This window comes from Mesorhizobium sp. WSM4806, from assembly GCF_055811635.1.
In genome coordinates, this window is record NZ_JBVVQZ010000004.1 from 1 (window position 1) to 14,419 (window position 14,419).

Sequence of the window (14,419 nt, forward strand, 5' to 3'; positions counted from 1 at the left end):
TCTCGGTCGAGTGTCATAAAACTCGGAACAGCGACCCGATCGGCCCGCTCTCTCCGCCAGAGGCGCAGCCTTTCATCTGTTCGAATGGATGTTGTCATCGCCAGCGCTTCCGCTGCCTAAACATCCGATTCTTGCGACCGTCCGGCGAGCTTCTCGATCGATCAGATCCAGGAGCGGCTTCAAGAGCAGTTCCAAAACGTCGGCGGCGGCCAATAACGGCTCGCGTTTGAAAGACAGCACCGGAAGCGGCGCCGGGTTCGTATACGCGCATTCGACAGTGACAAGGGAGTGCAGCAGCGGCGTTGGTTGGCTGAGAGGAAGGGAACGTCCGCATTGGATTCGGATCGAGACCTTGCATTCGTCCAAAGCCAACGTCAGGAAATGGCGCTGTCGAGGCGAAGTTCGCGTCAGACGCTCATCGCACCGACAAGCGAGTTGGACGACCGACTCGAGTGGGAAAGCGGCCGTCTGACAGTCTCGCTCTCGGCAACGACGCGCCAGGAGCGTAACTTTTCAAAACGCGCGAGGACATTGCCGGTAGGCTTAATGCAAGTGTCCGTCTGGAAGATTGGATAACAGCCGTGCATGTCCTCCTGTCTTACAGGGTGTACGAATTCTTGAATTGGTCGAAGACACTCGCAAGCTGCCTTATGCCGGCAAATTTGCTATGTTGCTGTTGTCGTCGCGACCGGGCCCGAATCGTTCGACGGACGCTTACCTAACCCGCCATCGACCCCATCACGAGACAACAGCGCCGGTCCTGCCGGCCGGCTCCGTGACAAGGGATCACATCCCCATGACTTACATTACCACCCAAGACGGCACCCGGATCTTCTACAAGGACTGGGGCCCCCGAGACGCTCAGCCGATCGTCTTCCACCATGGCTGGCCATTGAGTGCCGACGACTGGGACAACCAGATGATGTTCTTCCTGGCGGAAGGATATCGCGTCATCGCCCACGACCGGCGGGGCCACGGGCGGTCGGACCAAACCGACGGCGGCAACGAGATGGACACCTATGCAGCCGATGTCGCCGAGCTGGTCACGGCCCTCGACCTCAAGAATGCGATCCATATCGGCCACTCGACCGGTGGCGGCGAGGCCACACGTTATGTGGCGCGCGCGGAACCAGGACGCGTGGCCAAGGCCGTGTTGATCGACGCGGTGACTCCCGTGATGGTCAAGAAAGATTCAAATCCGGGCGGGACGCCAATCGAGGTGTTCGACGGATACCGTGCTGTGCTTGCCGCCAACCGCGCCCAATTTTACCTCGATATTCCGACCGGCCCTTTCTACGGCTTCAACCGGCCAGGCGCGATGGCGTCGGAGGGTCTGATCCGCAACTGGTGGCGACAGGGCATGATGGGGAGCGTCAAGGCCGGGTATGAGTGCATCAAGGCCTTCTCGGAGACCGACTTCACCGAGGATTTGAAGGCGATCGACGTCCCGGTGCTGGTGATCCACTGCGAGGATGACCAGATCGTGCCTTATGCCGATTCAGCGCCACTGACGGTCAAGCTTCTGAAGAACGGCACGCTCAGGAGCTACAAGGACCTACCGCACGGCGTGTGCCAGACCCATCCAGAGGTCGTAAATCCGGAGATACTTGCGTTCATTCGCGGGGCGAAGGTGAAGGCAGACCAGCGAGCGGCCGCTGCCGCGGTGTGAACTTTGACTGCGGGCCCGGCCAGGCGGCCGGGCCCGCATAGACTGTCCATACGTCGGCCATAGAAATATCGGGCAGGCCTTCCCCCTTGCTCGCCAGACAAAATGCCCGGTCGTGGCCAAGCTCGACCGCCTGTCGCGAGATGTCGCCTTCATAGCCGGCCTGATGGTCCAGCGGGTCCCGTTTATCGTCGCCGAACTTGGCGCCGATGCCGATCCGTTCATGTTGCACCTTTACGCCGCGTTGGCAGAGAAAGAACGGCGGTTAATCTCGGAACGGACCAAAACGGCCCTCGCCTCGCGCAAGACCACTGGCATAAGCGAGACGGACGGCAGCGCGTAGACTGGGACGCGACCTCTATGCAGAAGACCCGCCGCTACATTTGCGAAGCGACGGGCCTCCGCCCCATTCCCCCATACCTGACCATGCAACTGCCGTGCCAGACTTATTGACCCATCGCGGGACACCTTATGGCTTCTGCGCAGGCCTGGATGTTGCAAACAAGGATATGCCAGTCGGACCAGGCTCGGCTGTGGGAATTCCCACACCGGGGAAAACATTGGAAAAATCCGCTCCCAGTTTTGCTTTCCGGAAAGCGGGACCTGTGGCCATCAAATTTCCTTGGATAGGGAGTAAGATGAAGTACACCTGATTGAACAAGAGGCTGTTGTGACAGGCTCTCCGGCCTTCATCTCAAGACTTTGCGATGCCGACCTCGCCGCGCTGACCAAACGATGGCACGAGCGCAGCGCTTGCAAATTCCTTGACTTGCCGATGTCTTGATCAGCGTTCGCAATAAGCGCCGACGGAAGGAGCCGGGTTGAGAGACCGGTCGGCGGCCCCTTTGGGGAAGGTGGAACGTTTTCGCCCTCCTTGCCGTTGAAGCGGTCGGGAGAACGCTCGTGGTGGACCAAGTCGCGCAAGTTCGAACTGGTAGCTGCATTTGCCGCGGCGTAACGTTTCGCGTGACCGGCGATCCGCTTCGGGTTGGCATTTGCCACTGCAGCGACTGCCGCAAAGCCAGCGGGTCGATTTTCTCTGCGTTTGCAGTGTGGCCCCGAGAGGCATTTGAGAAAATGACGGGTTTCACCAGTACGTACGCGGGCAGAAGCTTCTGCTCGACTTGCGGCGGACGCGTGCCGTCGATCCGCGACGACGAAGTGGAGGTTATGATCGGGGCCCTCGACGAGGTACCATCGGACCTAACACCCGAATACGAACTCTGGACCGTACGTCGCGAAAGCTGGCTTAGTCCTCTGCCATCCGCAACGCAGTTCGAAAAGGACGCAGAAGCCCCGGCAATGAAGCCGAGGTAGAACCACCTGAGCCCGCAAGCTAAGGACGCAGGCACAACGCCAGAATGAAAGCCGCGGCGAGCAGCATGGCGACTACTTCCCAGTTAATCCGGTAGATCATCGATCGTCTGCCGACATATCCGCGCCATTGCCTGGACAACCGCCAAGGCTGCCATTGTGCGTTTCGTCCTGCCTCCGTTGCGATAGTTGCCGTTCCGCTTGCCTTCAGGTGCGCCACCGCCCGCACCGTGCATGCGACAGACTGCGCTGCCCCTCACCGCTGGCGATCGACACTGGCAACCCGTCCGCTTCGACCGAGCATGACACCGAGGCGCTAGGTTCATGAGGTTGACGTTATTTTTTTCCGTCACCCTGCCCCCCATGGGCGACGTTGCCGACGATGGCTTGGCCCCCTTTTTCAACGTTCACGCGCTCGACAATCACGCGCTGCTCTCCTTTGCTGCGATAACGCTTCAGAGCCTCAACCTGGGCCACGTATGTACGGGCGAGGCGGTTTAATGCCCGTTCCTGCGATTCCCTCAACTCCCACGTCTTGGCTTCTCCCATGCACAAAGCGGTATTCATCGTGGCGAGGTGGATGGCGGCCATCTGGACACCAAGAGTCGCTTCGATCTGGTCCTTCGGTCGGAGCCCGCATACCATGGAGAGGGCATAATTCATTTCACCCTCACGTACCACGGAGCCGACCTGAGCAGCCTTGGCCAGTGAATCGAGAGTGCCGGCAAGGAAAGTGCCGCTATCGGCCCCTACGGCTTCGGCCAGTAGCTCATAGCCTAGTGCCGGGTCAGGGTGGTCCACCGCGATCGAAGCGATGCGCTTACCACCATCGCCGTCGCTCATCGAGATTTTTATTTGCGGAACCGGACGCCTGTTCTCGCGGCGCTTAGCGTAGGCGGCCCGTGATGCAAGTTCCAGTTGCGTCGGCTCGTGCGGCTTTGCAACCGGTTTTACCGTCTTGCCTCTCTTGGGCATCGGAACGACTGTCATCAGTGCCTCACCATACCCGCCTGCTGGAATACCGATCGCTATCAGATCCGATGTTCGCCGATTTGTTACCCACTTTTTACCCAATCCGCCAAATCACGAGCGAAGATACAGCCAAATCCCTTTTAATGTAAGGCATTCAGAGAGTATGAGCAGCGGATTGAATAACCGACGCCCCGATTTCAGGAGAAAGTTTAATGCCCGGAAGTTGCAGGCCGGCGAGCGCGAGGCCGATCAGGAAAAAGGTCGAGCGCTCATTGAATGTACGCGGGGCTCCTCGTGTTGCCTTCCTTCCCTCAAAAGCCCGTTTGTCTTCTGCTTCTGATCTCTGCTTCTGGATCTAATCTGCTTCTGCTTCTGCTTCTGTTCTGTTGTATCGATACCCTTTGCATAGGCTATCGAGAGGCTATGGATGGCGAGGTCATGAACTGGGCTCCCCATTCCGTTTCATCAAATTCGGCCTCGACTTTTTCCCGAACTCTGTCGCTGTCCAGCTTGTAGATGTGGATGACAATGCCGGCGGCGTGCTTGCCATTGGTAGGAGGTGAGGTCTGGAACCAGCGGCACACGTAGATCTCGTTGGTTTCCTCGTCGTGGCAGATCAGATCAGCCGTAGCCAAGGCAGCGAGGCAGAGTTGGTAATGGTCCATTGTCCAGCCGAGATCGGCCACGGCATAGGCAGGCGGCACTAGGCAACAACCCGCACTCGTTTGGTGCGGGCCAGTGCTGAAGTAGAACCAGAGCAGCCTCTGGTCGTTTGTCAGGGCAAGGAAGCGCCTTGATCGCCAGACGGTCGGGCCGACCTTGTGGAACTGCCGGACCATCTTACCCATTGATCGCCTCGCATTTCAGCCGGCGATGTTCCTGCTTAGGGTGCCGGCGGCAAAACCAGCGAACATCCATCGGGCGAGCGTAATCATCGTGGTGACCATCGACCTCGTGGGCGCCGCAGACCTCACACGGCTCCTTTTCGATCAATCCCTTCTTCAGCGCGGAACGCAGGGCCGCATGCGCCCAAGTCTCTTTCGGGTGCGCCGCCTTCCAGCGGTCTTGCGGTGTCATCGAGTTGCGACGACGCCTGGCTTCTGTTAGGTTCGCTGTGTTGATGCTTTCGAAATTGCCGCCGTTCCCGATGCCACTCGGGGCGGCGGTTTCCATTTCAGGGTTTCTCATTGGTGAGCCCCCTTACCCTTGCGGATTCGCGCAGCCTCGACGGCTTCATGAGGGGAAAGGCCGAACCTCTTGCGCAGGAAAGGCAGCAGCGGGCGCTCTGCCTTGAACCAGTTCGCGGCGAGCCAGACGGCTTGCGGGTTCGCCATTTTCCACTTGGCCTGGGAGCTTTGCTTTTCAGACATCAGCCCGCCCTCGCCATCGCCATGTTGTGCTGGCGTACCACCTCGCAGGCTTCTTTGGGGCTGAGGCCGAGATGCCGCAGCGCCGGTATAGCTGCGCCCCGGATGTGCCGCGGAGTCTCTGACAGGAATCGAAGGCCGCGCTCAATGTTGGCGGACTCGCAGGCGGCGTGATCTTCGGTGAGAGGCTGTCCCATCAGGCAGCACCCTTTCCAGCGTGGGCACGTTCCCAGGCTTCGATCTCGGCAATCCGCCAATACCGATAGCGGCCAAGATAGAGCGGCTGCGGAAACGCCATCTGCTCGTCGCGGAGCCAGCGCCAGATGGTCATGTCGCTGACCTTGTAGCGCTCCCGGACGTGGCGGGCCGGGATGAACATATTTTGTGTATTGCCTGCATCTGCAGGCTGGGGCATAAAAACCATGTGCGAGGAATCCTTGCGCAAAAGGGAGAACACACCAACGAGTGTGATTTTCTGTTCAAAGAAACAGCCGGGCGAGCTTTCTGAGGGCCAAGCCCGGCTGTTTCAAATTTCCGAACCAAATCGGCTCGTTAGCTAACAAGTTAGCCTATGGGATTCGGGGGGTGCAAGAGAATCGGCAGCCGTACCCGGTTTTCCCACGGGCAAAACGTGCTCCGTACCCGCTGTTCACAGGCTTTGAACTTTTTCCACAGGCTATGCACAGGATGATTAGGCGCGTTCCTGCTGGAACGGCACCACATTCTGCGCCGCCTTGCCTTCGACCAAGTCGATGACAAATCGGCCCCATGCGTCGAGCGCGGCCCGCTTCTCGTCGGCGTAGTCGTGAACCTGGTAGATGCCGGCGATGCCACGGAAAGAGCCGGACTTGTGGTTCAGCACCTTCTCGGTGACTTCCATCTTCACGCCAATGCGCTGCATGCCGGCGGCAACGGTGCGGCGGATGTCGTGCACGGTCCAGTCAGGGATCTCGACCTCGCCAGCAATCTCGGCCATCAGCTTATCGATGCGCTGTTTCATCCTGGAGAAGCCGCTGACGGGATTTTCGCCGTCCGTGGTGAAAACGTAGCCTGCCTTGCTCTTGATCCGTGGCAGCGCCCGCAGGACCGCCAGCGCCTGCTCTGACAGCGGCACCACATGCGGCTCGCCATTCTTCGACCGCGCGGCGGGAATGACCCATTCTGCGGCGTCCATGTCGATCTCGCCCCAGGTCATTGCGGAAACCTCGGTGCGGCGCTGACCGGTCAGGATCAAGAGGTGCAGGAGCGGGCCGAACGGTCCCCTGCCCGCTGCACCGTCATAGGCTTCGCAGGCCTGCCATAACCAGCGCAGTTCATTGTCGCTGGAGCCAGGGACTTCCTTGCGCCGGATCAGGACGCGATTGCGGCTGTCGTTTTCCTCGGACGGCGGCTGCAGGTCCGTCATTGGCGAAGCCGGCAGGATGTCCTTGCCGACTGTCCAGTTGAAGAACTTGCGCAGCTCCGCAAATGTACGGTTGGCGCCGATCGGCGCTGTTGTGGCAAGCTTCTCCAGATGCTCTCTGATGTCGCGGCGGGTGATGTCTTGAATGCGCTTCTCGCCCCACAAACCGACGGCACGGTGCGCGTTCACTTCGTCCTTGAGGTTCAAGCCGAGGAGCCTCGCCTTCTCGGGATAGTTCCGGCGCTTCGATGCATACTCCTTGAGGTAGCGTTCAACGATGGTCTTGAACTTGTCGCGGTTCGCCGCGTCCTCGTCCTTTACCTCTCGCTTGGCGGCTTGCTTTTCCGCACCGGGATCTTCGCCGCGCCGGACGCGCTCCAGTATGTGCGCTGCTTCTCTGCGGATGCGGGTCAACTCCTCACCGGCGCAGTCAGCGTCGTCACCGAAGAGAGAGTTGCCGAGCGTGACCTTTTTCGGAATGCCCGAGGCCCGGTAGCGAACCGCCCAAGATTTCCGCCCCGTGGGCTGAATCACGAAATACAGGCCGGTCAAAATCCCGTCCCCAATTTCTCTTCGCTTGGAGGGGTCTGCCTTGAGCTTGAGAAGAGATGCCGCCGTAAGTGCCTTTGCCATGTCCAAATCCCCTGGGTAACAACGGGGTAACGCAAACGCGTGTTATGCGCCGTTACCCGATGTTGCTAACATAGGGTAACAAATCCAGCAAAGCAAGGCAGAACAAGGGTTTGAACAACATTAGATGTTCGGTTTTGTTATGTCGCGTTACCCGGAGTTTCAGGTTTTGTAAACCGAAGGTCGGCGGTTCGATTCCGTCCGGGGGCACCAAAGCCAGTCGTCTTGAATGAGGCTGGCCTTTCGGATTTTGCCGCGCTGCGCGAGGGGGGCAAGGCTAATCGGGACCTCTAGATCCCATACATCATGGCAATGAAGAATACCGGTGCAAAGATCAGGAAGATCGCCATTACTATAATCACGGCGAGGGCCAGGCGCTCTGTTCGCCTGACGATTGCAACGACGTCGTCGTCGCTCGATGAAACAAGATCAACCGCCGAGAAATCTGTTGGGTCAGGAGTTTGATTGTCATTGGCGGGTCGGCTTGCGACCGCATCGGCATTCTGTTGGCTCTGGATAAGGGTCACAGTTCTCTCCGCCGTTAGGGTGCCACATCGGGTGCCCGCCGATGAGTATACAGCGGGGCCACCCGGAACCACCGATGAAGGGACTTTGCTCGGCGGCCAAATACCAATCCCTTGCCAAGATCTTGGTTGCCAGCCTCAGCCCTCTGTCTTTAACGCACAAACTTCAGTCTTACTGCGTCATGGACCATAGCCCGGCGCCGGAACTAAGTGCCCGCCGGTCCCGTTGCCGACCAGTGATAATTGAGAATAGGAGATAGTCATGGCTGACGGTCCCACCGTTGTTAACTCAGGCGGAAATGGCGCCGGCACCGCTGTCGCCGTCGTTCTCGCAATTATCGCAATCGTGATCCTGCTGTTGTTCACCGGCGTTATCAACATCAACGGCGGGGGCACCGGAAAGGACGTCGACGTAAAGGTTGAAGCGCCTACGGTCGAAGCGCCCAACGTCGAAGCGCCAGCCGCGTCCGCTCCGGCAGAGCCGAGCGCACCTGCCCCAGCCGCGCCCGCTCCGGCAGAGCCGGCCGCACCTGCTCCGGCAGCACCCGCTCCGGCAGCACCTGCTAACGGCGGCTGATTGTGCCATCGGATACGGGCCCGGCGGGATGAGCTTCCGGGCTTGATGAAAACGTTGACGGCCGTCCACACTCTGCAAAGCGGCCCACGCAACAGAAATCTTCGACGGAGTTTCAATCAGTTGCGCAGACCAGCAAAGGAGGATCGCCTATGAAGGTGCTCGTCACCCTCCTGGGCGGCATTGCAATGGCCGGATGCATCAGCATGGCCGCTGCCGATCCGTGGAAGGACGAGAGCGGTCATGGCAAATGGCAGGGCCGCTACCAAGACGAAGATGATTATGAGCGGAAGCGCGAACGCTACAGCTACAAAAAAGAATTTCGGCGCGGCAATTGCAAGATTGAGCGCAACTGGGAGGGCGATGAATACAAGGAAGAGGTGAAGTGCAAGCGCGGCTTCAGGAGGCCGGCTTACATCTATCGCTATTGAAAACAGACGCCGTCCGGGGGCAGCAAACAACCGGCTTCTTGTGATTACCTGCCAGGGTCGGTCGAAACCTGCTCATCCCCGATTTCCACAGGCCGCGGCCATAGCCCATCAGCTTCAACGGATATATTCGCTAGCGGACCACAGGTAGTCCCCTTGTGGAGCATAGGTATCCCGTAGCAGGAACCACAGGTATTCCGCAGTGGAAACCATAGGAGTCGCCGTTGGAGCAGAAACGCACGATCGCCCCCTTTATTGGTGGCATGTATGGTGGTCTTGCTGCCCTCGCGTTGGCGTTCGGTTTCCGCTTCCTGATGATTCGCGATCCAGATCCGACCTCGCAAGCAACGATAGCCCTTTCGGGAGTGGCCTTTTCGATCTGTTTCAGCCTGACCTTCCTTCGCGAGCATCGACGCCAGATTGCTGCCGCCAGAGAATTTCTAAGCCGCCCAAGATCGTATCGAGACTAAACCCCCGCGTTTCGCAAAGCAAAGCGCCATGCCTCCGGTCCGTGGCATCAGAACCAATGGATGCAACAGGGATGCGGACCGGCCGGCATCTCCCGCTCCCGGCCATTAATGCCATTCGATTAAAATGCCCCTGTGTATATTAGCAATCGCTCAATTTAGCGCGCTGACAATGTCCGGGCGGTGGGCTAAACGACGGGTGGTGTCATGCGAAGCGACTTCGCTGCGGCGCGCGAGCTCTTGGAGTGCGCCCAAAACCGGCTCTGCGGCATGGATGAAACGAGCCAGCGCGTCAGCGAGGCGCTGGACTTGCTGATTGAAGAAATAGCCATCGCGGAATTCCGTAAGGCGCCCTTGACCGTCGTGCCGTTCCCACGTGCGCGGCCACCCAGGCATGCTCGGTAGAACACCGCCAATCTAGTCAACAGCGGAAGTGCTCCCACCAGCGGAATTGAACCGGCGCGATTGCGGCCTGGCGGCGTCCGGGCCATCAGAAATCCCATCGGGAGCCCTCACGCCGCGATCGCCGCCACCAGAATCCGGTTCTGCCTTCGTATCGCGGCGCGCAGTTCGGCAATCCTCGCCTCATCGCGCTTCACGAATTCGATGAACATCATGTTCATGTTGTTGAACACCAGTTCGCCCAAGGCGTGTCCATCGATATCCCGGCGGACCAGGCCGAGCCCCTGCAGCCGGGCGATCAGCGCGCGGATCTGCTCGGTCAGCGCCCGGTCGAGCGCGGTATAGGCCTGGCCGAACGGGCTGTCGGGCAGTTGTGTCGAGATCGCCATCGCCTGCCGCCACATCTCCTTGCTGAGATAATGCAGCGAATGCTCGATATAGATGCCGAGCAGCGTGTCGAGCGCATCGCCGACATTGGCCGGCGGGTTGGCAACCACGCCGCGCCCGGCATTGAGCACCTCGTTGACCTCCATCGAGACGATGGCGCCCAGGATGTCGCCCTTGTTCTGGTAATAGTTGTAGATCGTGCCGACCGAGACTTCCGCCTGCGCCGCGATCGTCTCGATCTTGGCGCCTTCATAGCCGGTGTCGCGAAAAAGCGCCGCCGCCGCCTCGATAATGCGGCGATGCCGATCCGCCTTTTGCCTTGCCCGCAATCCGCTCATGTCGGCTATCTGCCATAAAAACAGAATTGACTCAATTTTAGAATTGGTTCAATTTTTCGCCAGAAGCCAGAAAGGCAAGGGAGAACACTCGATGACCATCAATCCAAACACCCCGAATCCAACGACCAGGAAGCCGCTTTCGGTTCTGAAGAGCCACCTCCACGCCGCGTGTGCGGCGACAGCGCTGCTGCTGGCGACGGGCAGCCTCGCTCAGGCCGCCGATCTCAACGCCCTGATCTGGTGCGATCACGCCGACCCGGCGCTGCTGCAGCCCTTCGAGGAGGCCAACGGCGTCAAGGTCAATGTCAAGGAATTCGAAGGCACCGGCGCCGGCATGGCGATTGTCGAGCAGTCGCAGCCCGGCGACTGGGACGTGATGGTGATCGACAGCATCGACATACCGCGCGGCGTCGAAAAGGGCCTGTTCGAACCGCTGCCGGAAGACAAGCTGCCGCTGGCCGACCTCTTTCCCCAGGTGAAGATGGACAGCTCCACCGTGGTCGACGGCAAGCGCTACGGCATCACCGAAAAATTCGGCTACAACACCATCGGCTACAACAAGACCAAGGTCGATCCGGCCGACATGCAGTCGCTGGCCGCGCTGACAGGCGACAAATACAAGGGCAAGATCGCCATCTACGACTATTACCTGCCGGTCATCGGCATGGCAGCGCTGGCGATCGGCAAGAAGACCGCCGAGCTGACCGAAGCCGACCTTCCGGCCATCAAGCAAGAGCTGCTCAAGATGAAGGCCAATGCCAAGCTGGTCGGCGAAGTGACCGCCAGCCAGACCGCGCTGGCGACCGGCGAGGTCGACATTCTGGTCGGCGGCGGCGAATGGGTGACGGCCGGGCTGGCCAAGGAGAACCCTGCCCTCGACTTCTCGATCCCCAGAGAAGGTGCTGTGCTGTGGTCGCAGTCGCTGGCCATGTTCAAGGATTCCAAAAACAAGGACATGGCGCTAAAATTCATCCAGTACATCATGAGCCCTGAAGGCCAGGCGCGGCTTGCCACCTCTGCCTGCTATTGGGGCATGCCGGCGAATACCAAGGCGGCTCTGACCGATGAACAGAAGAAAATCCTGCGCTTCGACGAGCAGCCGGATTTCCTCGCCCGCGCCCAGCCCTACCCGGCGCCGGATGCCGATCTCGACAAGAAGATGCAGGACGTCTGGACCGAAATGCTGCAGGCGCAGTGACCGGTCGCCGGTCGTGAACTCTGCCACGAACAGCGGGCGTGCCCTGCCCCGGGCGGGCTATGCCCTGCCTCGGACGGGCCGTGCCCTGCGCTGGGCGCTGGTCACGCCGGCGCTCGGCTGGACGCTGCTGTTCTTCGTGCTGCCGTTCGTCGCCATGGGGTTTTCCAGCCTGACGGCGCATGACGGCGGCGGCTTTACGCTTGCCAACTACAGCCAATTCTTCACCAACCCGGCCTATTGGCAGGCGATGGTGAATTCGCTGCAGGTCACCGTGATCGTCACAGTGATTTCGGTGCTGCTCGCCTACCCCTTCGCCTGGATCCTGGCCGAACAGGTGCCGGAACGCTGGCAGCGGCTGGCGCTGATGCTGGCGGTGCTGCCGTTCTGGACCTCCTATGTCGTGCGCTCCTATTCCTGGCTGCTGGTGCTGGCGCAGAACGGCGTGATCAACCGCGCGCTGACCGGCTCCGGCCTGTTCAGCGAGCCGCTGCAGCTCGCCAACACGCGGCTGGCCACGGTCATCGGCTTCGTGCACTTCTTCGTCATGCTTTTGACGCTGACGATCTTCGCCAATCTGAAGCAGCTCAGCCCGAGCTACCGCAAGGCAGCCGCCGATCTCGGCGCCGGGCCGGTGCGCACGTTCCTGCATGTCGTCCTGCCGCTGACCTTGCCCGGCATCATGGTCGGCGCCTTCCTCACCTTCGTGCTGTGCATCGGCGACTACATCACGCCGCAGATCCTCGGCGGCAACAACGAGCTTTTGATGCCGCAGCTGGTGATGATGCAGATCGGCCGGCGCGGCGATTTTCCGCTCGCCTCGGCGCTGTCGATCATCCTGATGGCGGTTGTCACCATTGCCTATCTCACCTGCGCCCGCTGGCTCAAGATCGAGCGGGCCTGACCGTGCGCGCCCTTGTCCGCATCGTCTCCTGGTTTTACGCCATCGCCATCTATGGCTTCATCTTCCTGCCGGTGGTCGTTCTGGTGCTGTTTTCGCTTCAGGCGACGTCGTTTCCGATCCCGCCCTTCACCGGGCCGTCGCTGCGCTGGTACGACGCCGTGCTCGCCGACACGCGGCTGACCTCGGCGCTGGTCAATTCGCTTCTGGTCGCGGCCCTCTCCTCGGCTGCCGCCGTCACGCTCGGTTTCCTCTCTGCCTGGGGTTTTGCGCGTTTCGTCCTGCCGGGCTCGGCCCTGCTGCGCGGGCTGATCACGCTGCCGCTGACCGTGAGCTATCTCATCATCGGCATGGGGCTGCTGGTGCTGTTCAACTGGGCCGGCATACCGAAGTCGCTGCTTGCTGCCGGCATCGGCCATGTCGTGATCAACCTGCCGCTCTGCTTTGCCATCATCTACAGCCAGATGGGCGACCACCAGATCAACATCGAGCGTGCCGCGCGCGACCTCGGTGCGCCCGAATGGAAGGTGCTGCTGCTGATCACCGTGCCTGTCATGGCGCCGGCGATCTTCGCCGGTTTCTTCCTGTCGATGACCTTCTCCTGGGACGAATTCGTGATCTCCTTCCTGCTGACGCGCTTCGATACGACGCTGCCGGTCGAGATCTGGAACCTGCTGCGCTCCGGCCTCAATCCCAAGACCAACGCCGTCGGCTCGCTGGTCTTCGCCGTCTCCATCGTGCTGGTGGTGTTTTTTGAGCTGATGCTGTTGCGGAGGAAGCCGGCATGACCGCGCCACTGGTCGATATCCGCGCTGTCTCGCACCGCTTCGGCCAGCACACCGTGTTGAGGAACGTCTCGCTGCAAATCGAGCCGGGCAGCTACACCATCCTGCTCGGACCGTCGGGCTCCGGCAAGACGACGCTTTTGTCCATTCTCGGCGGCTTCGTCACGCCGAGCCAAGGCAAGGTGCTGATCCGCGGCGAGGACTGCACCGCGGTGCCGCCGGCGAAGCGCCCGACGACGACGGTGTTCCAGGACTATGCGCTGTTTCCGCACATGAGCGTCGGCAGCAATGTCGGCTTCGGCCTGCGCATGCAAGGCGTCGATGCCGCGACACGGACCGCGCGGGCGCGCGACGCGCTGGCGCTGGTCGGGCTCGCCACCGCCTTCGACAAGAAGCCGCACCAGCTTTCCGGCGGCCAGCGCCAGCGCGTCGCGCTGGCCCGCGCCCTTGTCGTCGAGCCGGCCGTGCTGCTGCTCGACGAACCGCTCGGCGCGCTCGACCTAAAATTGCGCCGGCAGATGCAGGACGAGTTGAAAGCGATCCAGAAACGCGTCGGCACCGCCTTCATCCATGTCACCCACGACCAGGAAGAGGCGATGGCCCTGGCCGACCATTGCGTCGTGATGAATGACGGGTGCATCGAGGACGAAGGCCCGCCGGAGCGCGTCTATGCGCGGCCGGCGACGCGCTTTTCCGCGACCTTCATGGGTGAGAGCACGCTGATATCGGGAACGGTGACGGCGGCGAAGCATGGAACAATCACAGTCGCGACCCAGGTCGGACCGCTTTCGCTGCCCGGTACAATGCCTGCTGGCGCTTCTGTCGCCCTCGCCGTCCGTCCGGAGCACCTTGTCCTCGGCGCAACCGGCGGCGCGGTAAGGCTCGGAACGGCCAAGGTGAGCGACGTGGTGTTTCAAGGCAGCTTCAAACGCGTGCTGGCTGTCTCCGAGAAAGACCCGGCGCTGCACTTCATCGCCAGGGTTCCCGCAGCAACGGTCGTCCAGCCGGGCGACATCTCTGCGGTTTCGTGCGAGGCTGGCGATGTCATCCTTCTGGCGAGCTGAGCC

17 protein-coding genes and 1 pseudogene are annotated in these 14,419 nt (G+C 60.7%); 10 read left to right on the forward strand and 8 right to left on the reverse strand.

Translation table 11 applies throughout. The annotated features are described in order from the left end of the window. The first annotated feature begins 796 nt into the window (after positions 1 to 796). From AC0L2M_RS07600 to AC0L2M_RS07610, 3 genes and pseudogenes are all read left to right on the forward strand, one after another. Complete coding sequence (locus AC0L2M_RS07600; protein ID WP_128246731.1) at positions 797 to 1,669, forward strand: alpha/beta fold hydrolase; 873 nt, start codon at positions 797 to 799, stop codon at positions 1,667 to 1,669. Positions 1,670 to 1,745: 76 nt separating this feature from the next. Next, positions 1,746 to 1,985 (forward strand): annotated as a pseudogene (locus AC0L2M_RS07605) (recombinase family protein); the annotation flags it as partial. Between the two features lie 587 nt (positions 1,986 to 2,572). Continuing rightward, a complete protein-coding gene (locus AC0L2M_RS07610) occupies positions 2,573 to 2,983 on the forward strand; it encodes a GFA family protein (RefSeq protein WP_473534654.1) in 411 nt (136 codons plus the stop codon). Between the two features lie 333 nt (positions 2,984 to 3,316). Here the strand turns inward: AC0L2M_RS07610 and AC0L2M_RS07615 are convergent, their stop codons facing one another. The 7 genes from AC0L2M_RS07615 to AC0L2M_RS07645 form a co-directional block, all read right to left on the reverse strand. Further along, positions 3,317 to 3,970, reverse strand: a complete 654-nt coding sequence (locus tag AC0L2M_RS07615) for a hypothetical protein (RefSeq protein ID WP_128246541.1) — start codon at positions 3,968 to 3,970, stop codon at positions 3,317 to 3,319. A gap of 392 nt (positions 3,971 to 4,362) precedes the next feature. Next, entirely contained in the window at positions 4,363 to 4,800 is a 438-nt protein-coding gene (locus tag AC0L2M_RS07620) for a hypothetical protein (RefSeq protein WP_473534502.1), read from the reverse strand. After that, complete coding sequence (locus tag AC0L2M_RS07625) at positions 4,793 to 5,140, reverse strand: hypothetical protein (RefSeq protein ID WP_287237655.1); 348 nt, start codon at positions 5,138 to 5,140, stop codon at positions 4,793 to 4,795. Before AC0L2M_RS07625 ends, AC0L2M_RS07620 begins: the two co-directional genes overlap by 8 nt. After that, the gene (locus AC0L2M_RS07630) at positions 5,137 to 5,322 is read right to left on the reverse strand and encodes a hypothetical protein (protein WP_128246543.1); all 186 of its coding nucleotides are present in this window, start codon (positions 5,320 to 5,322) and stop codon (positions 5,137 to 5,139) included. The genes AC0L2M_RS07625 and AC0L2M_RS07630 overlap by 4 nt, the downstream gene beginning before the upstream one ends. 193 nt (positions 5,323 to 5,515) lie before the next feature. After that, positions 5,516 to 5,743, reverse strand: a complete 228-nt coding sequence (locus AC0L2M_RS07635) for a helix-turn-helix transcriptional regulator (protein WP_287237653.1) — start codon at positions 5,741 to 5,743, stop codon at positions 5,516 to 5,518. Positions 5,744 to 6,010: 267 nt separating this feature from the next. Beyond that, entirely contained in the window at positions 6,011 to 7,354 is a 1,344-nt protein-coding gene (locus AC0L2M_RS07640; protein WP_288142074.1) for a tyrosine-type recombinase/integrase, read from the reverse strand. A 287-nt stretch (positions 7,355 to 7,641) separates the two neighbouring features. Further along, positions 7,642 to 7,878, reverse strand: coding sequence for a hypothetical protein (locus tag AC0L2M_RS07645; protein WP_023798134.1), 237 nt, complete (start codon positions 7,876 to 7,878; stop codon positions 7,642 to 7,644). A gap of 259 nt (positions 7,879 to 8,137) precedes the next feature. Between AC0L2M_RS07645 and AC0L2M_RS07650 the strand changes: the two genes are divergently transcribed. The 3 genes from AC0L2M_RS07650 to AC0L2M_RS07660 all read left to right on the forward strand — a co-directional run bounded on the left by AC0L2M_RS07650 (position 8,138) and on the right by AC0L2M_RS07660 (position 9,347). Beyond that, positions 8,138 to 8,452 carry a hypothetical protein gene (locus tag AC0L2M_RS07650; RefSeq protein ID WP_236393095.1) on the forward strand — a complete coding sequence of 105 codons (315 nt, stop codon included), beginning with the start codon at positions 8,138 to 8,140 and terminating at the stop codon, positions 8,450 to 8,452. A 149-nt stretch (positions 8,453 to 8,601) separates the two neighbouring features. Next, positions 8,602 to 8,880: a hypothetical protein gene (locus AC0L2M_RS07655; protein ID WP_128246546.1), complete on the forward strand. Its 279-nt coding sequence runs from the start codon at positions 8,602 to 8,604 to the stop codon at positions 8,878 to 8,880. 221 nt (positions 8,881 to 9,101) lie between these two features. Continuing rightward, complete coding sequence (locus tag AC0L2M_RS07660) at positions 9,102 to 9,347, forward strand: hypothetical protein (protein WP_128246547.1); 246 nt, start codon at positions 9,102 to 9,104, stop codon at positions 9,345 to 9,347. A gap of 509 nt (positions 9,348 to 9,856) precedes the next feature. Here the strand turns inward: AC0L2M_RS07660 and AC0L2M_RS07665 are convergent. Continuing rightward, entirely contained in the window at positions 9,857 to 10,471 is a 615-nt protein-coding gene (locus tag AC0L2M_RS07665; RefSeq protein ID WP_287062035.1) for a TetR/AcrR family transcriptional regulator, read from the reverse strand. 91 nt (positions 10,472 to 10,562) lie between these two features. Between AC0L2M_RS07665 and AC0L2M_RS07670 the strand changes: the two genes are divergently transcribed. Genes AC0L2M_RS07670 through AC0L2M_RS07685 form a run of 4 tightly spaced genes read left to right on the forward strand, consistent with a single transcriptional unit; the run spans position 10,563 to position 14,416 of the window. Continuing rightward, positions 10,563 to 11,669 carry a polyamine ABC transporter substrate-binding protein gene (locus AC0L2M_RS07670; RefSeq protein WP_128246549.1) on the forward strand — a complete coding sequence of 369 codons (1,107 nt, stop codon included), beginning with the start codon at positions 10,563 to 10,565 and terminating at the stop codon, positions 11,667 to 11,669. Between the two features lie 13 nt (positions 11,670 to 11,682). Continuing rightward, on the forward strand, positions 11,683 to 12,570 hold the full coding sequence (locus tag AC0L2M_RS07675) for an ABC transporter permease (RefSeq protein ID WP_128246550.1): 888 nt from the start codon (positions 11,683 to 11,685) through the stop codon (positions 12,568 to 12,570). Between the two features lie 2 nt (positions 12,571 to 12,572). Beyond that, positions 12,573 to 13,355 carry an ABC transporter permease gene (locus AC0L2M_RS07680; RefSeq protein WP_128246551.1) on the forward strand — a complete coding sequence of 261 codons (783 nt, stop codon included), beginning with the start codon at positions 12,573 to 12,575 and terminating at the stop codon, positions 13,353 to 13,355. Beyond that, positions 13,352 to 14,416 carry an ABC transporter ATP-binding protein gene (locus AC0L2M_RS07685; protein ID WP_128246552.1) on the forward strand — a complete coding sequence of 355 codons (1,065 nt, stop codon included), beginning with the start codon at positions 13,352 to 13,354 and terminating at the stop codon, positions 14,414 to 14,416. Before AC0L2M_RS07680 ends, AC0L2M_RS07685 begins: the two co-directional genes overlap by 4 nt. Positions 14,417 to 14,419: the final 3 nt, after the last annotated feature.